Below are 18,304 nucleotides of genomic sequence, written 5' to 3'. Positions count from 1 at the left end.
TTTCAATAAAATATCAGCCCTTTCTTTTTATGTATTTATTTTTAGCTTCTTGGCAAGAAAACTTCTGCCATCATACATCTCGCACTTCCTCCTCCGCAAGCTTCGATTGTATCTAAACTTGAACTTAAGATTTCTGCATGATTTTCTAATTGGGCAATTTGCTTCGGAGTCAAACTCTGATGTGCAGATGCGCTCATCACTATATATCTCTTATCATCTTTTCCGCGAACTTCCAGCATATTTCCTGCAAAGTTATTTACCTGCGCTTCTGTTATTAAAATAATTTCTTTATTATCTGCTTTTAGATTATCCAAAACCATTTTGCGTTCTTTCTTATCATCAATACAATCAGCACAAATCACAGCAAAACTTTCACCTAAGCACATCATTACATTCGTATGATAAATTAGCTTGCGCTCTCCATCAACCGTTTGAAAAGCTTCAAAAATTACAGGAGCATAATCAAAATCTTCACAGAATTCGATAAACAATTCCTCGTCAGCTCTTGGTGATAATGCACAGTATGCTTTTCCGTTGGCTCTATCTAACAATAAACTTCCCGTTCCTTCTAAGAAAATACCATCTTCTTCTGCAGAAGTGTAATCCATGATATTAGAAATTTCAAATCCTTTTTCTTCCAATGTATCCAAAATATCTTCACGACGTTCCTGGCGACGATTTTCTGCAAACATAGGATAAAGTGCTACATCTCCATTTTCATGAAATGAAATCCAATTGTTTGGAAAAATACTATCCGGAGTATCGGTTTCTAAATTATCATCTACAACAGTGACATCTACCCCAACTGCTCTAAGTTTTTCAACAAAAGCATCAAATTCCTGTTGTGCTTTAGCATTAACAGTACTTGGTAAAAGTCCGTCCAATACTTTTTGATAATAATTATTTACCGCCGTCTGCTCATTCATTCTGAATGCAACTGGACGAATCATTACGATTGAATTTGTTGTCTGCTTCATGTTATTTTGTTTCAGGTTTCAAGTTTCAGGTTTCACGTTAGAAAAACATGAAACCTGAAACTTGAAACAATTATTTTTTTTAATCTCTAATTAATGGGAGCGTCGAACATCTCAACAATCCTTCTTGTTTCGCAATTTCCGCATACGGGATTTCTTCAACCGTAAAACCATTTTCACGAAGCCAGTTATTTAGTCTTGTAAAGTTTTTTTCAGAAACTACAATATTTTCATCAATAGAAAATACATTCGAAAACATATTATACATTTCGTTTCTTTCAATATGAAAAAGATTTTCTTTCCCGAAAAGATTTACTAAATACAAATAATCTGCTTCTTCACGGAAGCCTCTTTTGTAAATAATTCCTTTATCTTTTCCAACAGGCTGAAAACAGCAATCTAAGTGCAAGGCATTATCACGTGCCTCCAATTTAGATTTCACCAAATCGAATTCTTTTACAATCTTATTTGGAAATAAAGATTTAATGTAATTTACACCATGCATGTTAGTTCTGGCAGTAATGTAATCTTTATAGTCACTTCCTTTGTAAGTTCCAATAAAAATATGATCATTCCAAAGCATAACATCACCACCTTCTATATGAACTTCTTCTGGAGGTCGAACCACTTTTAATGGATCGATCTGATCAATTACATATTGTATAGCATCTAACTCATGTTCTCTATCTGGCAGAATATTCGATTTTACAAAAATATCATCAATTACAAATCCAATATCGCGAGCAAAAATCTGATTATAATTTTCAATCATTTCCGGACGATAAACAGTTACATCATACTTTTTAATAACAGCGTTAAAAGCATCCATTTCAGCAACCATATCTTTTTCTACAGGATAAGTTCCTGCCTTAATATGTTCCAATGATTTAGGGTCATAAGCCTCTTCTATAGTTGGAGTTGGCCCATTATGAACAGCAGAACCCAGAACTACAGCACGAAGTCGAGACGTTTCGTTCTTTACATTTAATTGCAACATAACTTTATTATATTTTGAGCAAATATAAAAAAAGCTTCACAGTTAAGTGAAGCTTTCGTTTTTTATTTATTAGACTTGAACTCTCTTAATGGATGTCCAGTATAAATTTGTCTTGGTCTTCCAATTGGCTCTTTATTTTCACGCATTTCTTTCCATTGCGCAATCCAACCTGGTAATCTTCCAATTGCAAACATAACAGTAAACATATCTGTTGGAATTCCTAAAGCTCTGTAGATAATTCCAGAGTAGAAATCAACATTTGGATATAAGTTTCTTGCTTTAAAGTACTCATCTTCAAGAGCGGCTTTTTCTAATTTTCTTGCGATCTCTAAAATCGGATCTTCAACACCTAAAGTTTCTAAAACTTCTGTTGCTGCTTTTTTGATGATTTTAGCTCTAGGATCGAAGTTTTTATAAACTCTGTGTCCGAATCCCATTAAACGGAACGGATCATTTTTATCTTTTGCTTTCGCTAAGAATTTATCAGTATCACCACCATCTTTATTAATTTCTTCCAACATTTCAAGTACTGCTTGGTTCGCTCCACCATGAAGTGGTCCCCAAAGTGCAGAAACTCCTGCAGAAACTGAAGCAAATAAACCAGCATGAGAAGAACCTACCATTCTAACTGTAGAAGTAGAACAGTTTTGTTCGTGATCTGCATGAAGGATAAATAATTTATCTAAAGCATTTACAATTACTGGATTTGCAGCGTAAGGTCCTGTAGGCAATTTAAACATTAATTGCATAAAGCTTTCTACATAACCTTTCGTGTTATCATAATAATTTAAAGGATAACCCATAGATTTTCTATAAGTCCATGTAGCGATTACAAGAAATTTTGCCATTGTTTTACAAATAGCCTCATACATTTCTTTTTCGTTATCAACATTTACCGCTTTTGGATTAAATGCTGTTAAAGCACTTGTTAAAGCAGATAGCACTCCCATTGGGTGAGCTGTTTTTGGGAAACCGTCAATGATATTTTTCATTTCTTCGTTTACCAAAGAATGTTTTTTAATACCATTTTCAAAGTCTTCTAATTGTTTAGCCGAAGGAAGTTCTCCAAAAATCAAAAGATAAGATACTTCTAAGAAACTAGCTTTTTCGGCAAGATCTTCGATTGAATATCCTCTGTAACGTAAGATTCCTTCTTCTCCGTCTAGGAAAGTGATTTCACTTGTACAAGATCCTGAATTTTTATACCCTGGATCAAGTGTAATATAACCTGTTAAATCACGTAATTTGTTGATATCGATAGCTGATTCGTTTTCGCTCCCCGTGATTACTGGAAGTTCAATCTTCTTACCATCTATTTCTAATGTAGCTATTTTTGACATAATATACTGGAAATAATTCTTTAAATAATAATTTATCAAATCTAATGAATTTAAGACTAATTAAAAAAAGAATACTGCTATGAATTTGTTAAAAGTCCAAAAAAAAACCATCCGCCGCGGCGGATGGTTTTTCTTCCAATATATAATTTGTTCAATTATTTGATTTTAAAAGCATTTAAACCAGGAAAATAAGCAGTACTTCCTAATTCTTCTTCAATTCTCAATAATTGATTGTATTTAGCCATACGATCTGAACGAGATGCAGAACCTGTTTTAATTTGACCACAGTTTAAAGCTACAGCTAAATCTGCAATTGTATTATCTTCAGTTTCTCCAGAACGGTGAGACATTACAGATGTGTAACCAGCATTTTTAGCCATGTTTACAGCTGCAATAGTTTCAGTTAAAGTACCAATTTGGTTTACTTTTACTAAAATTGAGTTAGCAATTCCTTTTTGAATTCCAGTAGACAAACGCTCAACGTTAGTTACAAACAAATCGTCACCAACTAATTGTACTTTGTCACCAATTTTATCAGTTAAAGCTTTCCATCCATCCCAGTCATCTTCATACATACCATCTTCGATAGAAATAATTGGATATTTTGCAGCAAGTTCAGCTAAATAATCAGCTTGCTCTTCAGAAGTTCTGATTTTTCCAGTTTCACCTTCAAATTTAGTATAATCGTATTTACCGTTTACATAAAATTCAGAAGCAGCACAGTCAAGAGCGATCATAATTTCGTCACCGAAAGAATAACCAGCTTTTTCAACTGCCAATTTGATCGTATCTAAAGCGTCTTCAGTTCCACCAGCCAAGTTTGGAGCAAAACCTCCTTCGTCACCAACAGCAGTACTTAAACCTCTATCGTGTAAAACTTTTTTCAAACTGTGGAAAATCTCAGTTCCCATTTGCATAGAATGTGTAAAAGAAGTCGCTTTTACAGGGAAAATCATGAATTCTTGGAATGCGATAGGCGCATCAGAGTGAGAACCACCATTGATGATATTCATCATTGGAACTGGCAATGTATTAGCAGAAACACCACCTACATATCTGTACAATGGCAAACCAAGTTCGTTAGCAGCAGCTTTTGCAGCAGCTAAAGAAACACCTAAAATAGCATTAGCTCCTAATTTAGATTTATTTGGAGTTCCATCTAAATCAATCATTAATTGGTCAATTGTATTTTGTTCGAAAACAGAAGTTCCAACCAATTCTTCAGCAATAACAGTATTTACATTATTCACTGCGTTCAAAACACCTTTACCTAGATAAGCTTTACCTCCATCACGTAATTCAACAGCTTCGTGTTCTCCAGTTGATGCTCCAGATGGAACAGCAGCTCTACCTAAAACTCCATTTTCAGTTACTACATCTACTTCAATAGTAGGATTACCTCTAGAATCAAGAATTTGTCTTGCGTGAACTTTAATTATAATACTCATTATTTTTGTTTTTTATTAATAAATTATATTTTTTTTTCGAAAGTATAAAAATATTTAATACTAAAAACTCATTTTAGTCATTAAGCACCTTTATTTATTAACTACATCGTTTTAGACTTTGCTAGTTTTTATATTCTCCACAAATTGATCAAATAAATAAGACGAATCGTGTGGTCCAGGACTAGCCTCTGGGTGGTATTGTACTGAAAAACAATTCTTATTTTTCATTCTCATACCTGCAACAGTATCATCATTCAAATGTATATGTGTAAGCTCTAATTCTGGATGACCTTCTAAAGCTTCTCTTTTAACAGCGAATCCGTGATTTTGAGAAGTGATTTCACCTTTACCTGTAAGAAGATTTTTTACCGGGTGATTGATTCCCCTGTGTCCTCCAAACATTTTATAAGTTTGAACCCCATTAGCCAAAGCTATAATTTGATGCCCTAAGCAAATTCCAAATAAAGGTTTATCTTCTGCTATAATTTTTTTAGCCACATCAATTACTCCATGCAACGGATCTGGATCTCCAGGACCATTTGACAAGAAATACCCATCAGGATTAAATGCAGTCAGCTCCTCGTAAGATGTATTGTACGGAAAAACTTTGATGTAACAATCTCTCTTCGCAAAGTTTCTTAGTATATTTTTCTTAATCCCAAGATCAAGCGCAGAAATTTTATAAGTCGCATTCTCATCTCCAACAAAATAAGGTTCAGTTGTTGAAACTTTTGAAGCTAATTCTAAACCTTCCATGTTTGGAACATTCGCTAATTCTTTTTTCAAATCTTCAATTGAAGTACCATCTGTACAGATTACGGCATTCATTGCACCATTATCACGAATATAGCTTACTAATGCTCTTGTGTCAACATCAGAAATGCAAATCAAATTCTGTTTTGCAAAATAATCTTCCAAACTTCCAGAAGCACCTACTCTTGAATAATTAAAACTAAAATTTTTACAAACTAAACCAGCAATTTTCACGCTGTCTGATTCAACTTCTAAATCATTTATACCATAATTCCCAATATGCGGATTAGTAGTAACCATAATTTGACCAAAATACGAAGGATCTGTAAAAATTTCTTGGTATCCTGTCATTCCAGTATTAAAACAAACTTCACCAAAAGTTTTACCGCTGATACCGATAGACTTCCCATGAAAAATAGTTCCATCACTAAGTAATAAAATGGCGCTTTGTCGTGTTGTGTATTTCATTCTTTAATTTGTATTGTTTTTTTTTAATTGGCATGAAACTCAAAAAGCTTCATTAATAATTAGATATTTTGCAAATTTACTTCTTTAAGAGAGTCCTTCCAAGATTTTTTAAAACTTTCAATCGTAAAAATAAAACCGATCATTTTAAATAAGTTACATTTTTTCAGCTTTAAAAAAATCAAAAAAAAAGGATAAACTAAAAATTAGTTTATCCTTTTAATATTATAGAATGATTACTCTCATAATTATTCAGAAGCTTCAGTAGTCGTTTCTGTTTCAGCAGCAGGAGCTTCTGGAGCAGCAGTTTCAGCTTTTTTAGCTTTACCACCACGACGGCTTTTAGCTTTTTTAACTTCTTTTTTACCTCCGTTGTAAAGTTCATTGAAGTCAACAAGTTCGATCATCGCCATATCAGCGTTATCTCCCAAACGATTTCCAACTTTAATGATACGAGTGTATCCTCCTGGACGGTCACCAACTTTAGCAGCTACATCTCTGAACAAATCAGTTACTGCATATTTGCTACGTAAGTAAGCAAAAACAATACGACGATTGTGAGTCGTATCTTCTTTTGACTTTGTGATTAAAGGCTCAACAAATTGTTTAAGCGCTTTAGCTTTAGCAACAGTAGTGTTAATACGTTTGTGCTCGATAAGAGAACAAGCCATATTAGCCAACATAGCTTTTCTATGTCCAGTCTGTCTGCTTAAGTGATTGATTTTTTTTCCGTGTCTCATGACGTGTTTTTTAAAACCTTCATCTTGCTACTATCCTCTTTGGAGAGCAAAATACGAAGTGGTTTATTCTTTATCTAATTTGTATTTAGCTAAATCCATTCCGAAAGTTAAATTCTTAACTGCAACAAGTTCATCAAGTTCAGTTAAAGATTTTTTACCGAAATTACGGAATTTCATTAGGTCATTTTTATTGAACGATACTAAATCACCAAGTGTATCAACTTCAGCCGCTTTCAAGCAATTTAATGCTCTCACAGATAAATCCATATCAACAAGCTTAGTTTTAAGCAATTGTCTCATATGCAATGACTCTTCATCATACGATTCTGTTTGTGCAATTTCGTCAGCCTCAAGTGTAATTCTTTCATCAGAGAACAACATGAAATGGTGAATTAAAACTTTAGCAGCTTCAGTAAGAGCATCTTTTGGATTAATAGATCCATCAGTTTTGATTTCAAAAACTAATTTTTCGTAATCTGTTTTTTGCTCTACACGGAAATTTTCGATTGCATATTTTACATTTTTTACCGGAGTAAAAATAGAATCTGTAAAAATCGTTCCAATTGCAGCATTCTGTTTTTTGTTCTCTTCAGCAGGAACGTATCCTCTACCTTTTTCGATTGTTAAATCGAAGTTCAATTTGATTTTAGAATCTAAATTACAGATAACAAGGTCTGGATTCAAAACTTGGAAACCTGAAATAAATTTCTGGAAATCACCTGCTGTCAATTGGTCTTTACCTGAAACAGAAATAGTAACTGATTCATTATCGATATCTTCAATCTGACGTTTGAAACGTACTTGTTTAAGATTAAGGATAATTTCTGTAACGTCCTCAACAACACCTGAAATAGTAGAAAACTCATGATCTACACCTTCGATACGAACAGATGTAATTGCATAACCTTCTAACGCTGAAAGCAAAACTCTTCTAAGTGCATTACCAACTGTCAATCCGTAACCAGGTTCTAAAGGTCTAAACTCAAATTTACCTTCAAAATCGGTTGAATCGATCATGATAACTTTATCGGGCTTTTGAAAATTAAATATTGCCATAAATTTCGACTAAGTCAATTATTATTTGTTGTACAACTCTACGATTAATTGTTCTTTAATGTTTTCTGGAATCTGAAGTCTTGCAGGTACAGAAACGAAAGTCCCTTCTTTAAGATCATTATTCCAAGTAATCCATTCATAAACATGACTTGAATTTGATAAAGAACGTTCGATAGCTTCTAAAGATTTAGATTTTTCACGAACTGCAACTTTATCACCAGGCTTAAGGTGGTAAGAAGGAATATTAACAACCTCTCCATTTACAGTAATGTGTCTGTGAGAAACGATTTGACGCGCACCTCTTCTAGATGGAGCAATTCCCATTCTAAAAACAACATTATCTAATCTTGCTTCGCATAATTGTAATAAAACTTCACCAGTAACTCCTTTAGTAGCTGATGCTTTTTCGAATAAATTTCTGAATTGTTTTTCTAAAATTCCATAAGAATATTTAGCTTTTTGCTTTTCCATTAACTGAACAGCGTACTCAGATTTTTTTCCTCTTTTTTTAGCCATCCCGTGTTGTCCAGGTGGGTAATTTCTTTTTTCGAAAGATTTATCATCTCCGAAGATTGCCTCGCCAAATTTACGAGCGATTTTGGTTTTAGGACCAGTATATCTTGCCATTTTAAAAAAAATTTAAGGTAGAAATTATGAATTCAGGTCTAATCCTTCGATAATCTTGCTCTACCTTGTTTATACTATAAATAAATAAAATTAAACTCTACGTCTTTTTGGAGGACGACATCCGTTGTGCGGCATTGGAGTAACATCAATAATTTCAGTAACTTCAATTCCACCGTTATGAATAGAACGGATAGCAGACTCACGTCCGTTTCCTGGTCCTTTTACATAAACTTTCACTTTTTTCAATCCAGCCTCAAGTGCTACTTTAGCACAATCTTCTGCTGCCATTTGAGCTGCGTAAGGAGTATTCTTTTTAGAACCCCTGAAACCCATTTTACCAGCTGAAGACCAAGAGATAACTTCACCTTTCTTATTAGTTAAAGAAATAATAATGTTATTAAAAGTGGCAGAAATATGAGCCTCACCCGTTGATTCAACGATAACTTTACGTTTTTTTGCAGTTGCTTTAGCCATATTACTTATTATTTAGTTGCTTTTTTCTTGTTAGCAACAGTTTTTCTTTTACCTTTTCTTGTTCTTGAGTTGTTTTTAGTTCTTTGTCCTCTTAATGGAAGACCAGATCTGTGACGAATACCTCTGTAACAACCGATATCCATTAAACGTTTAATGTTTAAAGAAATTTCAGAACGTAATTCTCCTTCGATTTTATAAAAAGAAACAGCTTCACGAATTGCTCCGATTTCGTCGTCATTCCAATCTTGAACTTTTTTATCTTGGCTTACTTGAGCTTTTTCTAAAATCTCAATAGCTCTACTTTTTCCTAATCCGAAGATGTAGGTAAGTGCAATAACACCTCTTTTGTTTTTTGGGATATCTACCCCTGCTATTCTTGCCATAATTATCCTTGTCTTTGTTTAAATCTAGGATTCTTTTTGTTTATTACGTACAGTCTCCCTTTTCTACGCACGATAATGCACTCGGCACTTCTCTTTTTTACTGATGCTCTAACTTTCATAGTGAATATCCTTTAATATCGATAAGTAATTCTTGCTTTTGACAAATCGTAAGGACTCATTTCTAGTTTCACTTTATCACCAGGTAATAATTTGATGTAATGCATTCGCATTTTACCAGAAATATGAGCAATTACAATATGTCCATTTTCTAACTCTACACGGAACATTGCATTAGATAATGCTTCTATAATTGATCCGTCTTGTTCTATTGCTGATTGTTTTGCCATAAATATATTAAGCTACCGCTTTTCTATTTTTACCAGTCTTCATTAAACCATCATAATGTTTATTTAACAAGTATGAATTGATCTGTTGAATAGTATCTATTGCAACACCAACCATAATTATTAAAGAGGTACCTCCAAAAAACATTGCCCAAGATTGTTGTACATCCATAATACTTACAACAATAGCTGGGAACACAGCAATCAAAGCAAGGAATAAAGATCCTGGGAAAGTTATTAAAGACATCACTTTATCAAGGAAATCAGAAGTTTCTGCTCCCGGACGAACGCCTGGAATAAAACCACCGCTTCTTTTTAAATCATCAGCCATTTTGTTAGTAGGAACGGTGATTGCAGTATAAAAGAATGTAAATACAATAATTAAAGTTGCAAAAACAAAATTATACCAGAAACCAAACATATTACTAAATGCACCAACAATAGATTGTGATGTATCTGATTTAGACAATCCAGCCACCGCTGCAGGGATAAACATAATTGCCTGAGCAAAAATGATTGGCATAACTCCAGAAGCATTAAGCTTTAGAGGAATCCATTGTCTATTACCACCTGCTAAATCTTGTTCGTAATCTCCAGTTGTTGTACGACGAGCATACTGAACCGGGATTCTACGTACTGCCATTGTAAGCAATACACAAGAAATGATAACTAACAGCCACACAATAATTTCAATAACTAATAACATTGGACCTCCATTGTTATTGGTAACACGTGTTGTAAACTCTTGAATAAAAGCTTGCGGTAAACGTGCTAAAATACCAACCATAATTAACAATGAAATACCATTTCCAATACCTTTATCTGTAATTTTCTCACCAAGCCACATAGCAAAAATTGTACCAGTAACTAAAATGATAACTGACGAGAACAAAAATTCAGGTGAATTAAAGCCTAGCAAAAATGCATTACTAGGCAATGTTCTGTATAAATTATAGATATAAGTTGGACCTTGAACCAATGTGATAGCGATTGTCAACCAACGAGTGATTTGATTAATCTTTTTTCTACCACTTTCCCCATCATTTTGAAGTTTTTGTAAATATGGAATCGCAATCCCCATTAACTGAACAACAATAGACGCAGAAATATAAGGCATGATACCTAAGGCAAAAACTGAAGCCTTAGAGAAAGCACCCCCGGTGAACATGTCTAGAATAGATCCTAGACCATTTTTAGTTTGTCCCGCTAAACCAGTCAATTGCGTTGCGTCAATTCCAGGAAGCGTAACGTGTGCTCCAAAACGATATACTAAAAGTAATCCTAAAGTAATTAAGATTCTATTCTTTAGTTCTTCGATTTTCCAAACATTACTTATTGATTCAATAAATTTCTTCATCTTAATAGATAAGTTATATAGTTACAGCTTCTCCTCCAGCAGCTTCGATAGCAGCTTTTGCAGTAGCAGTAAATTTGTGGGCAGTTACTTTTAATTTTGCTTTCAATTCTCCTCTACCTAAAATCTTAACGATTTCATTTTTAGAAGCTAGACGATTTGCTACGAAATCTGTCATAGAAACAGAATCAGTAATTGCACCATTGTCAACTAATAATTGAAGAGTATCTAAATTAACACCTTCGTATTCTTTACGATTGATGTTTTTGAAACCAAACTTAGGTACACGTCTTTGAAGTGGCATTTGCCCTCCTTCGAAACCAATCTTTTTAGAATAACCAGAACGAGATTTAGCTCCTTTGTGTCCTCTTGCAGCGGTACCACCTTTTCCAGAGCCTTCTCCTCTACCTAATCTTTTATTTTGATTGTGTGTAGATCCTTCAGCAGGCTGTAAGTTACTTAAATTCATAACAGTATTTGTTATTTAGCTTCTTCAACAGAAACTAAGTGTTTAACTTTGTTTATCATCCCAAGGATAGCAGGATTTGACTCATGCTCCACAACTTGTCCAATTTTACGTAGACCTAAAGCTTCTAAACCTCTCTTTTGAGAAAGAGGGCAGTTGATTTTGCTTCTTACTTGTTTTACTAATAATTTAGCCATAATTTCCTAATTAACCTTTAAAAACTTTTTCTAAAGAAACGCCTCTTTGTTTTGCAACAGTATGAGCGCTTCTCATTTGCAATAAAGCATCAAAAGTTGCTTTTACTACGTTATGTGGATTTGATGATCCTTGAGATTTAGACAATACATCGTGGATACCTACCGACTCAAGAACTGAACGAACAGCTCCACCAGCAATAACTCCTGTACCATGAGATGCAGGAATTAAGAATACACGCGCACCACCAAATTTACCTTTTTGTTCGTGAGGAACAGATTGTCCGTTCAAAGGAATTCTAACTAAGTTTTTCTTAGCATCTTCTACTGCTTTCGCAATTGCTTCAGAAACGTCTTTAGATTTTCCTAATCCATGACCAACTACTCCATTTTCATCACCTACAACTACAATAGCAGAAAAACCGAAAGCTCTACCTCCTTTTGTAACTTTAGTAACACGATTAACACTAACTAGACGATCTTTTAATTCAAGACCACTAGGTTTTACCAATTCTACATTTTTGTATTTAGACATAATATATTAGAATTTAAGTCCAGCGGCTCTTGCGCCTTCTGCTAATGATTTAATACGACCGTGATATAAATATCCACCTCTATCAAAAGTGATGGTATCAATCCCAGCTTTTAACGCTTTCTCAGCAACTAGTTTTCCAACAGCAGCAGCGATTTCAACGTTAGTACCTTTTCCTATTTCTTTTTCTCTCGAAGATGCAGCTAATATAGTAACTCCATTTACATCATCAATGATTTGAGCGTAAATTTCTTTATTACTTCTAAATACAGAAAGTCTAGGTCTTGCAGCAGAACCACTAACCGATTTTCTAATTCTGAATTTAATTCTCTGTCTTCTTTCAGATTTTGTTAATGACATAATCTTATGTTTTAAGCTGATTTACCTGCTTTTCTTCTTAATACTTCACCTACAAATTTAACACCTTTTCCTTTATATGGCTCTGGCTTACGGAAACCTCTGATTTTCGCAGCAACCTGACCTAAAAGTTGTTTATCAAATGATGTTAATTTTACGATAGGATTCTTTCCTTTTTCAGATATTGTTTCTAAACTTACTTCTGGAGCAATTTCCAAAACAATATTGTGTGAATATCCAAGAGCTAAATCTAACTTTTGTCCTTGGTTTGAAGCTCTATAACCAACTCCAACTAATTCAAGTTCTTTTGTAAAACCTTCAGATACACCAACAATCATGTTATTGATTAAAGATCTGTATAATCCGTGTTTTGCTCTTTGGTCTTTATAATCAGACGATCTCTCTACAACGATTTGATCACCTTCAACTTTTACAGTTACGTCCGAAAACTCCTGAGTAAGTTGACCTTTCTTTCCTTTTACTGTAATAACACCTTCGTTAACTTCAACAGTTACACCAGCAGGGATTACAATTGGACTTTTACCTATTCTTGACATCTTATTTAGTCTTTAAAAATTAGTATACGTAACAAATTACTTCACCACCTACATTTAATTGTTTCGCTTGTTTTCCAGTCATAAGACCTTTTGATGTAGAAACAATTGCAATTCCTAATCCGTTAAGGATTCTTGGTAATTTGGCAGCACCTGCATATTTACGTAAACCAGGTTTACTAATTCTTTGGATATCTTTAATTACAGGCTCTTTAGTATCTTTATCATACTTTAAAGCGATTTTGATAGAACCTTGAACTGTGTTCTGCTCAAATTTGTAACTTAAGATATAACCTTGATCAAATAAGATCTTAGTTATTTCTTTTTTAAGATTAGAAGCTGGAATTTCAACAACTTTGTGGTTTGCAGCCACAGCGTTACGAACTCTAGTCAAATAATCTGCAATAGGATCTGTATACATATGTATTTGATTGCGATTATGGTTTTCAGGAAGCACTCTGCCTCCTGAACCTTTAATCAATTTATAAACTTTTTAAATTACCAGCTGGCTTTTTTCACACCAGGAATTAATCCATTGTTAGCCATTTCACGGAAAGTTACACGTGAAATACCGAATTGACGGATATAACCTCTAGGTCTACCTGTTAATTTACAACGATTGTGTAAACGAACTGGTGAAGCATTTTTAGGTAATCTTTGTAAACCTTCGTAGTCTCCAGCTTCTAATAAAGCTTTTCTCTTCTCAGCATACTTAGCTACCGTTTTCTCTCTTTTCACCTCGCGGGCTTTCATTGATTCTTTAGCCATGTCTTAATTCTTTTTAAAAGGTAATCCTAATTCAGCCAATAATGACTTTGCCTCTTTGTCTGTTTTTGCAGTAGTAACAAAAGTAATATCCATTCCTGAAATTTTGTTTACTTTGTCAATATCAATTTCTGGGAAAATGATTTGCTCTAAAACTCCAAGATTGTAGTTACCTCTTCCGTCGAAACCAGTAGCTTTAATACCACCAAAGTCTCTAACACGTGGTAAAGCAGAAGTAATAAGTCTATCTAAAAACTCATACATTCTTTCTCCACGTAAAGTTACTTTTGCTCCAATAGGCATCCCTTTTCTTAATTTGAAAGACGCAACGTCTTTCTTAGAAATTGTAGATACTGCTTTTTGTCCAGTGATCTTTGTTAACTCATCAACTGCATAGTCAATAAGTTTTTTATCAGATACAGCTGCACCAACTCCACGGCTCAAAACGATTTTTTCAAGTTTTGGAACTTGCATTACGTTTGTATATCCGAACTCTTCTTTAAGAGCAGAGATCACTCTACTCTTATATTCTTCTTTTAGTCTAGGTGTATATGCCATTACTATAGTACTTGATTAGATTTTTTTGAAAATCTTACTTTCTTATCTCCTTCTACTCTAATACCTACTCTAGTTGTTTCCTTAGTTTTAGGATCAATTAGAGAAATGTTAGAAATTTGAATAGAAGCCTCTTTCTTAACGATACCACCTTGAGGGTTTTTAGCACTTGGTTTAGTGTGTTTTGAAACCAAGTTCACACCTTCAACTATCGCTTTGTTTTTTTCACGGTAAACACGTAAAACTTTACCTTCAGCACCTTTATGGTCTCCAGCAATAACTCTTACGATATCTCCTGATTTTATTTTTAGCTTTATCATCTTAAAACGAATTAAAGCACTTCTGGTGCTAATGATACAATTTTCATGAATTGTTTTTCACGAAGTTCTCTTGCTACCGGACCAAAAACACGAGTTCCTCTCATTTCCCCTGCAGCATTCAAAAGAACACATGCATTGTCATCGAAACGGATATAAGAACCATCAGCTCTTCTCACTTCTTTTTTAGTACGTACAACAACTGCAGTTGAAACAGCTCCTTTTTTCACGTTTCCGTTTGGAGTTGCATCTTTGATAGAAACTACAATTTTGTCACCAACAGAGGCATATCTTCTTTTAGTACCTCCTAAAACACGAATAGTTAAAACTTCTTTAGCTCCCGTGTTATCTGCTACTTTTAGTCTTGATTCTTGTTGTACCATAATTATTTAGCTCTTTCTAAGATTTCAACTAATCTCCAACATTTTGTTTTACTTAAAGGACGCGTTTCGCTAATTCTTACAGTATCTCCAATGTTACAGTCGTTTGTTTCGTCGTGTGCAACATATTTCTTAGTTTTCAACACGAACTTACCGTATAATGGGTGTTTTACTTTTCTTACTTCAGAAATAACGATAGATTTATCCATCTTATTTGAAGTAACAACACCTATTCTTTCTTTTCTTAAATTTCTTTTTTCTTCCATCTTTCAGCAGAATACAATTATTGTAACTCTCTTTTAGTTAACTCTGTAGCTAATCTTGCAACTGTTCTTCTAACGCTTCTAATTTGAAGTGGGTTAGCAATTGGAGAAATAGCGTGAGCCATTTTTAGGTCAGCATATACTTTCTTAGTTTGACTAAGCTTTTCTTGCAACTCCGCTGCAGAAAGATCTTTTATTTCTGATTGTTTCATAATAAATATAAATTATGCTTCGAAATCTCTAGCAACGACGAACTTAGTTTTTACTGGAAGTTTTTGAGCTGCAAGACGTAAAGCCTCTTTTGCAACTGACAATGGAACTCCTCCAACTTCAAACATAATTCTTCCTGGTTTAACAACAGCAGCCCAATACTCAACTGCTCCTTTACCTTTACCCATACGTACTTCAAGAGGTTTCTTAGTAATAGGTTTGTCTGGGAAAATTTTAATCCATAATTGTCCCTCTCTCTTCATGTAACGAGTTGCAGCAATACGTGCAGCTTCGATTTGACGAGATGTTAAGAACATTCCATCTTCATGTACAGATTTAATACCAAACATTCCATTTGAAAGTTCATGCCCTCTTTGAGAGTTACCTTTCATTCTACCTTTTTGTACCTTACGGTATTTTGTTCTTTTAGGCTGTAACATTTTTCTTTAGTTTAAAAATTTACTTTCTTTTACGAGCGTCCGGTTTACCGCCTTTGTTAAAGTTAGATTTGCCTCTAGGAGCATCTCCACCTTTACCACCACCTGTACCAGATTGTTTTTTGTCCATTCCAGCAAGTGGAGAAAGTTCTCTCTTACCGTAAACTTCACCTTTCATGATCCATACTTTAATTCCCATTCTACCATAAGTAGTATGAGCTTCAGCAAGAGCATAATCGATATCAGCTCTGAAAGTTGATAGAGGAATTCTACCTTCTTTGAAACCTTCTGAACGCGCCATCTCAGCACCATTCAAACGACCAGAAATCAAAACTTTGATACCTTCAGCGTTCATACGCATAGAAGCAGCAATAGCCATTTTGATTGCACGTCTGTAAGAAATACGGCTTTCGATTTGACGAGCGATGCTTGTAGCCACAAGATAAGCATCTAACTCAGGTCTTTTAATTTCAAAGATGTTAATTTGAACCTCTTTATCAGTAACTTTCTTAAGTTCCTCTTTTAACTTGTCTACCTCTTGTCCACCTTTTCCGATAATGATACCAGGTCTAGCAGTAGTGATAGTAACGGTTACAAGCTTTAAAGTTCTCTCGATGATTACTTTAGATACACTAGCTTTTGATAAACGAGCATGGATATACTTTCTGATTTTGTGATCCTCAGCTAATTTATCGCCGTAATCATTTCCACCATACCAGTTTGAGTCCCATCCTCTGATGATACCAAGTCTATTTCCAATTGGATTTGTCTTTTGTCCCATGCTGCTTAAGAATTGCTTTGTGTGTTATTGATAGCTCCAAGCACGATTGTAACGTGATTAGAACGTTTTCTTATTCTGTGTGCACGACCTTGTGGAGCTGGACGAAGTCTTTTTAACATCATTCCACCATCTACTCTGATCTCTTTAACAAATAATCCAGCTTCTTCTAAATTACCTTCACTATTTTTTTGCTCCCAGTTGTTGATTGCAGATAATAATAGTTTTTCTAATTTTCTTGAAGCTTCTTTAGAACTGAATCTTAAAATGTTAAGTGCTCTTTCTACCTTCTGACCTCTTACCAAGTCCGCTACTAAGCGCATTTTTCTAGGTGAAGTAGGGCAGTTATTCAATTTTGCGAAAGCGATAGACTTATTAGCCTCTTTTCTCGCATCTGCTGTTTCTCTTTTACGAACTCCCATTGCTTCTTTTATTTTTTACCTTTATTTTTTGCTCCAGCATGACCTCTAAAAGATCTAGTTGGCGAAAACTCTCCTAATTTGTGACCTACCATGTTTTCTGTAACGTAAACTGGTACAAATTGACGACCGTTATGAACTGCGATTGTTTGCCCAACAAAATCTGGAGTAATCATAGAAGCTCTAGACCAAGTCTTTACTACTGCGTTTTTACCACTCTCTACGTTTTCTTGAACTTTCTTATCTAATTTATAATGAACGAAAGGTCCTTTTTTTAATGAACGTGCCATATCTTATTATTTCTTTCTACGTTCTACGATATACTTGTTACTCGGGTTTTTCTTAGAACGAGTTCTGTAACCTTTAGCTGGCAATCCGTTTCTTGAACGTGGGTGCCCTCCAGAAGAACGTCCTTCACCACCTCCCATAGGGTGATCAACTGGGTTCATCGCTACTGGTCTAGTTCTAGGTCTTCTTCCTAACCATCTTGTTCTACCTGCTTTTCCAGATACAACTAATTGGTGGTCAGAGTTAGAAACAGCTCCAATTGTAGCCGAACATGTTAACAAGATTAATCTTGTCTCTCCAGATGGCATTTTAATTGTTGCGTATTTCCCGTCTCTTGCCATTAACTGAGCAAAAGTTCCAGCTGAACGAGCGATAACAGCTCCTTGTCCTGGACGTAACTCAATACAAGATATAACAGTTCCAAGAGGAATTCTGCTTAAAGGTAAAGTATTACCAATCTCTGGTTGAGACTCTGGACCAGAAACTAATTTCTGACCAACTTTCAATCCGTTTTGAGCGATAATATAAGTTTTCTCTCCATCAGCGTAAGCTAATAAAGCGATAAATGCAGTACGATTTGGATCGTATTCAATTGATTTCACTGTAGCTGGAATTCCATCTTTAGTTCTTTTGAAATCAATAATACGATATCTCTGCTTGTGACCACCACCCGTATAACGCATGGTCATCTTTCCTTGACTATTTCTACCTCCTGAGTTTTTTATCGGCGCTATCAAAGAGCGTTCCGGCTTATCAGTTGTAATAGCGTCATAACCATTCACAACTCTAAATCGCTGACCCGGGGTAATAGGTTTTAATTTTCTTACTGACATT

General features: G+C 34.6%; 30 protein-coding genes. All 30 read right to left on the bottom strand.

The features are described from left to right. Window positions 1-41 precede the first annotated feature (41 nt). The 30 genes from ctlX to rplB all read right to left on the bottom strand — a co-directional run bounded on the left by ctlX (window position 42) and on the right by rplB (window position 18,303). The gene (ctlX, locus tag AC3E9W_RS11770; RefSeq protein ID WP_488768474.1) at window positions 42-977 is read right to left on the bottom strand and encodes a citrulline utilization hydrolase CtlX; all 936 of its coding nucleotides are present in this window, start codon (window positions 975-977) and stop codon (window positions 42-44) included. Window positions 978-1,056: 79 nt separating this feature from the next. Next, window positions 1,057-1,971, bottom strand: a complete 915-nt coding sequence (locus AC3E9W_RS11765; protein WP_488768473.1) for a dimethylarginine dimethylaminohydrolase family protein — start codon at window positions 1,969-1,971, stop codon at window positions 1,057-1,059. A gap of 62 nt (window positions 1,972-2,033) precedes the next feature. After that, window positions 2,034-3,311 (bottom strand): citrate synthase, encoded by a 1,278-nt coding sequence (locus AC3E9W_RS11760; RefSeq protein WP_456895559.1) that lies wholly within the window; start codon window positions 3,309-3,311, stop codon window positions 2,034-2,036. 155 nt (window positions 3,312-3,466) lie between these two features. Continuing rightward, window positions 3,467-4,759, bottom strand: coding sequence for a phosphopyruvate hydratase (eno, locus tag AC3E9W_RS11755; RefSeq protein WP_379816016.1), 1,293 nt, complete (start codon window positions 4,757-4,759; stop codon window positions 3,467-3,469). Between the two features lie 111 nt (window positions 4,760-4,870). Beyond that, window positions 4,871-5,980 (bottom strand): glutamine-hydrolyzing carbamoyl-phosphate synthase small subunit, encoded by a 1,110-nt coding sequence (carA, locus tag AC3E9W_RS11750; protein WP_306158146.1) that lies wholly within the window; start codon window positions 5,978-5,980, stop codon window positions 4,871-4,873. Window positions 5,981-6,225: 245 nt separating this feature from the next. Then, window positions 6,226-6,717, bottom strand: a complete 492-nt coding sequence (gene rplQ, locus AC3E9W_RS11745) for a 50S ribosomal protein L17 (RefSeq protein WP_306158148.1) — start codon at window positions 6,715-6,717, stop codon at window positions 6,226-6,228. Window positions 6,718-6,780: 63 nt separating this feature from the next. After that, window positions 6,781-7,773: a DNA-directed RNA polymerase subunit alpha gene (locus AC3E9W_RS11740; RefSeq protein WP_008464329.1), complete on the bottom strand. Its 993-nt coding sequence runs from the start codon at window positions 7,771-7,773 to the stop codon at window positions 6,781-6,783. A gap of 21 nt (window positions 7,774-7,794) precedes the next feature. Next, window positions 7,795-8,400, bottom strand: a complete 606-nt coding sequence (gene rpsD / locus AC3E9W_RS11735; RefSeq protein WP_008464326.1) for a 30S ribosomal protein S4 — start codon at window positions 8,398-8,400, stop codon at window positions 7,795-7,797. A gap of 90 nt (window positions 8,401-8,490) precedes the next feature. Further along, window positions 8,491-8,874 (bottom strand): 30S ribosomal protein S11, encoded by a 384-nt coding sequence (gene rpsK, locus AC3E9W_RS11730; RefSeq protein ID WP_026727866.1) that lies wholly within the window; start codon window positions 8,872-8,874, stop codon window positions 8,491-8,493. Between the two features lie 8 nt (window positions 8,875-8,882). After that, window positions 8,883-9,257 carry a 30S ribosomal protein S13 gene (gene rpsM, locus AC3E9W_RS11725; protein WP_008464322.1) on the bottom strand — a complete coding sequence of 125 codons (375 nt, stop codon included), beginning with the start codon at window positions 9,255-9,257 and terminating at the stop codon, window positions 8,883-8,885. Between the two features lie 2 nt (window positions 9,258-9,259). Beyond that, window positions 9,260-9,376 carry a type B 50S ribosomal protein L36 gene (gene ykgO, locus AC3E9W_RS11720; protein ID WP_002987490.1) on the bottom strand — a complete coding sequence of 39 codons (117 nt, stop codon included), beginning with the start codon at window positions 9,374-9,376 and terminating at the stop codon, window positions 9,260-9,262. Between the two features lie 12 nt (window positions 9,377-9,388). Beyond that, window positions 9,389-9,604 carry a translation initiation factor IF-1 gene (gene infA, locus AC3E9W_RS11715; RefSeq protein ID WP_007136545.1) on the bottom strand — a complete coding sequence of 72 codons (216 nt, stop codon included), beginning with the start codon at window positions 9,602-9,604 and terminating at the stop codon, window positions 9,389-9,391. A 7-nt stretch (window positions 9,605-9,611) separates the two neighbouring features. Beyond that, on the bottom strand, window positions 9,612-10,958 hold the full coding sequence (secY, locus tag AC3E9W_RS11710) for a preprotein translocase subunit SecY (protein WP_007803669.1): 1,347 nt from the start codon (window positions 10,956-10,958) through the stop codon (window positions 9,612-9,614). Window positions 10,959-10,971: 13 nt separating this feature from the next. After that, a complete protein-coding gene (rplO, locus tag AC3E9W_RS11705) occupies window positions 10,972-11,424 on the bottom strand; it encodes a 50S ribosomal protein L15 (protein WP_306158220.1) in 453 nt (150 codons plus the stop codon). An 11-nt stretch (window positions 11,425-11,435) separates the two neighbouring features. After that, complete coding sequence (rpmD, locus tag AC3E9W_RS11700; RefSeq protein ID WP_008464315.1) at window positions 11,436-11,618, bottom strand: 50S ribosomal protein L30; 183 nt, start codon at window positions 11,616-11,618, stop codon at window positions 11,436-11,438. 10 nt (window positions 11,619-11,628) lie between these two features. After that, a complete protein-coding gene (gene rpsE, locus AC3E9W_RS11695) occupies window positions 11,629-12,153 on the bottom strand; it encodes a 30S ribosomal protein S5 (RefSeq protein ID WP_085949269.1) in 525 nt (174 codons plus the stop codon). 3 nt (window positions 12,154-12,156) lie between these two features. Continuing rightward, window positions 12,157-12,507 carry a 50S ribosomal protein L18 gene (rplR, locus tag AC3E9W_RS11690; RefSeq protein WP_109190655.1) on the bottom strand — a complete coding sequence of 117 codons (351 nt, stop codon included), beginning with the start codon at window positions 12,505-12,507 and terminating at the stop codon, window positions 12,157-12,159. An 11-nt stretch (window positions 12,508-12,518) separates the two neighbouring features. Further along, window positions 12,519-13,061, bottom strand: a complete 543-nt coding sequence (gene rplF / locus AC3E9W_RS11685) for a 50S ribosomal protein L6 (protein WP_456895548.1) — start codon at window positions 13,059-13,061, stop codon at window positions 12,519-12,521. A 19-nt stretch (window positions 13,062-13,080) separates the two neighbouring features. Then, complete coding sequence (rpsH, locus tag AC3E9W_RS11680) at window positions 13,081-13,479, bottom strand: 30S ribosomal protein S8 (RefSeq protein WP_008464306.1); 399 nt, start codon at window positions 13,477-13,479, stop codon at window positions 13,081-13,083. Window positions 13,480-13,556: 77 nt separating this feature from the next. Beyond that, a complete protein-coding gene (gene rpsN, locus AC3E9W_RS11675) occupies window positions 13,557-13,826 on the bottom strand; it encodes a 30S ribosomal protein S14 (protein ID WP_008464305.1) in 270 nt (89 codons plus the stop codon). Between the two features lie 3 nt (window positions 13,827-13,829). Beyond that, window positions 13,830-14,381 carry a 50S ribosomal protein L5 gene (gene rplE, locus AC3E9W_RS11670; protein WP_012022484.1) on the bottom strand — a complete coding sequence of 184 codons (552 nt, stop codon included), beginning with the start codon at window positions 14,379-14,381 and terminating at the stop codon, window positions 13,830-13,832. A 2-nt stretch (window positions 14,382-14,383) separates the two neighbouring features. Continuing rightward, entirely contained in the window at window positions 14,384-14,698 is a 315-nt protein-coding gene (rplX, locus tag AC3E9W_RS11665) for a 50S ribosomal protein L24 (RefSeq protein WP_053470828.1), read from the bottom strand. 11 nt (window positions 14,699-14,709) lie between these two features. After that, window positions 14,710-15,078, bottom strand: a complete 369-nt coding sequence (gene rplN / locus AC3E9W_RS11660) for a 50S ribosomal protein L14 (protein WP_007803649.1) — start codon at window positions 15,076-15,078, stop codon at window positions 14,710-14,712. Window positions 15,079-15,080: 2 nt separating this feature from the next. Next, window positions 15,081-15,341, bottom strand: a complete 261-nt coding sequence (rpsQ, locus tag AC3E9W_RS11655) for a 30S ribosomal protein S17 (protein WP_012022485.1) — start codon at window positions 15,339-15,341, stop codon at window positions 15,081-15,083. Window positions 15,342-15,358: 17 nt separating this feature from the next. Continuing rightward, entirely contained in the window at window positions 15,359-15,550 is a 192-nt protein-coding gene (gene rpmC / locus AC3E9W_RS11650; protein ID WP_008464297.1) for a 50S ribosomal protein L29, read from the bottom strand. Window positions 15,551-15,562: 12 nt separating this feature from the next. After that, window positions 15,563-15,988, bottom strand: coding sequence for a 50S ribosomal protein L16 (rplP, locus tag AC3E9W_RS11645; protein WP_008464295.1), 426 nt, complete (start codon window positions 15,986-15,988; stop codon window positions 15,563-15,565). Window positions 15,989-16,007: 19 nt separating this feature from the next. Next, complete coding sequence (rpsC, locus tag AC3E9W_RS11640; RefSeq protein ID WP_008464292.1) at window positions 16,008-16,766, bottom strand: 30S ribosomal protein S3; 759 nt, start codon at window positions 16,764-16,766, stop codon at window positions 16,008-16,010. 5 nt (window positions 16,767-16,771) lie between these two features. After that, window positions 16,772-17,185, bottom strand: coding sequence for a 50S ribosomal protein L22 (gene rplV / locus AC3E9W_RS11635; protein WP_007803631.1), 414 nt, complete (start codon window positions 17,183-17,185; stop codon window positions 16,772-16,774). Window positions 17,186-17,193: 8 nt separating this feature from the next. After that, window positions 17,194-17,472, bottom strand: a complete 279-nt coding sequence (rpsS, locus tag AC3E9W_RS11630) for a 30S ribosomal protein S19 (RefSeq protein ID WP_008464288.1) — start codon at window positions 17,470-17,472, stop codon at window positions 17,194-17,196. A 6-nt stretch (window positions 17,473-17,478) separates the two neighbouring features. Then, window positions 17,479-18,303: a 50S ribosomal protein L2 gene (rplB, locus tag AC3E9W_RS11625; RefSeq protein WP_008464287.1), complete on the bottom strand. Its 825-nt coding sequence runs from the start codon at window positions 18,301-18,303 to the stop codon at window positions 17,479-17,481. Window position 18,304 lies beyond the last annotated feature (1 nt).

This window comes from Flavobacterium sp. 38 (genome assembly GCF_057799715.1).
Note: the sequence above shows the minus strand (reverse complement) of the source record. Positions and strands in the feature narration are given on the sequence as shown.

Bases quoted from the DNA above. Each gene is read 5' to 3' on its own strand.
- ctlX (WP_488768474.1), bottom strand. From the start codon at position 977: ATGAAGCAGACAACAAATTCAATCGTAATGATTCGTCCAGTTGCATTC.
- AC3E9W_RS11765 (WP_488768473.1), bottom strand. From the start codon at position 1,971: ATGTTGCAATTAAATGTAAAGAACGAAACGTCTCGACTTCGTGCTGTA.
- AC3E9W_RS11760 (WP_456895559.1), bottom strand. From the start codon at position 3,311: ATGTCAAAAATAGCTACATTAGAAATAGATGGTAAGAAGATTGAACTT.
- eno (WP_379816016.1), bottom strand. From the start codon at position 4,759: ATGAGTATTATAATTAAAGTTCACGCAAGACAAATTCTTGATTCTAGA.
- carA (WP_306158146.1), bottom strand. From the start codon at position 5,980: ATGAAATACACAACACGACAAAGCGCCATTTTATTACTTAGTGATGGA.
- rplQ (WP_306158148.1), bottom strand. From the start codon at position 6,717: ATGAGACACGGAAAAAAAATCAATCACTTAAGCAGACAGACTGGACAT.
- AC3E9W_RS11740 (WP_008464329.1), bottom strand. From the start codon at position 7,773: ATGGCAATATTTAATTTTCAAAAGCCCGATAAAGTTATCATGATCGAT.
- rpsD (WP_008464326.1), bottom strand. From the start codon at position 8,400: ATGGCAAGATATACTGGTCCTAAAACCAAAATCGCTCGTAAATTTGGC.
- rpsK (WP_026727866.1), bottom strand. From the start codon at position 8,874: ATGGCTAAAGCAACTGCAAAAAAACGTAAAGTTATCGTTGAATCAACG.
- rpsM (WP_008464322.1), bottom strand. From the start codon at position 9,257: ATGGCAAGAATAGCAGGGGTAGATATCCCAAAAAACAAAAGAGGTGTT.
- ykgO (WP_002987490.1), bottom strand. From the start codon at position 9,376: ATGAAAGTTAGAGCATCAGTAAAAAAGAGAAGTGCCGAGTGCATTATC.
- infA (WP_007136545.1), bottom strand. From the start codon at position 9,604: ATGGCAAAACAATCAGCAATAGAACAAGACGGATCAATTATAGAAGCA.
- secY (WP_007803669.1), bottom strand. From the start codon at position 10,958: ATGAAGAAATTTATTGAATCAATAAGTAATGTTTGGAAAATCGAAGAA.
- rplO (WP_306158220.1), bottom strand. From the start codon at position 11,424: ATGAATTTAAGTAACTTACAGCCTGCTGAAGGATCTACACACAATCAA.
- rpmD (WP_008464315.1), bottom strand. From the start codon at position 11,618: ATGGCTAAATTATTAGTAAAACAAGTAAGAAGCAAAATCAACTGCCCT.
- rplR (WP_109190655.1), bottom strand. From the start codon at position 12,507: ATGTCATTAACAAAATCTGAAAGAAGACAGAGAATTAAATTCAGAATT.
- rplF (WP_456895548.1), bottom strand. From the start codon at position 13,061: ATGTCAAGAATAGGTAAAAGTCCAATTGTAATCCCTGCTGGTGTAACT.
- rpsH (WP_008464306.1), bottom strand. From the start codon at position 13,479: ATGTATACAGATCCTATTGCAGATTATTTGACTAGAGTTCGTAACGCT.
- rpsN (WP_008464305.1), bottom strand. From the start codon at position 13,826: ATGGCTAAAGAATCAATGAAAGCCCGCGAGGTGAAAAGAGAGAAAACG.
- rplE (WP_012022484.1), bottom strand. From the start codon at position 14,381: ATGGCATATACACCTAGACTAAAAGAAGAATATAAGAGTAGAGTGATC.
- rplX (WP_053470828.1), bottom strand. From the start codon at position 14,698: ATGATAAAGCTAAAAATAAAATCAGGAGATATCGTAAGAGTTATTGCT.
- rplN (WP_007803649.1), bottom strand. From the start codon at position 15,078: ATGGTACAACAAGAATCAAGACTAAAAGTAGCAGATAACACGGGAGCT.
- rpsQ (WP_012022485.1), bottom strand. From the start codon at position 15,341: ATGGAAGAAAAAAGAAATTTAAGAAAAGAAAGAATAGGTGTTGTTACT.
- rpmC (WP_008464297.1), bottom strand. From the start codon at position 15,550: ATGAAACAATCAGAAATAAAAGATCTTTCTGCAGCGGAGTTGCAAGAA.
- rplP (WP_008464295.1), bottom strand. From the start codon at position 15,988: ATGTTACAGCCTAAAAGAACAAAATACCGTAAGGTACAAAAAGGTAGA.
- rpsC (WP_008464292.1), bottom strand. From the start codon at position 16,766: ATGGGACAAAAGACAAATCCAATTGGAAATAGACTTGGTATCATCAGA.
- rplV (WP_007803631.1), bottom strand. From the start codon at position 17,185: ATGGGAGTTCGTAAAAGAGAAACAGCAGATGCGAGAAAAGAGGCTAAT.
- rpsS (WP_008464288.1), bottom strand. From the start codon at position 17,472: ATGGCACGTTCATTAAAAAAAGGACCTTTCGTTCATTATAAATTAGAT.
- rplB (WP_008464287.1), bottom strand. From the start codon at position 18,303: ATGTCAGTAAGAAAATTAAAACCTATTACCCCGGGTCAGCGATTTAGA.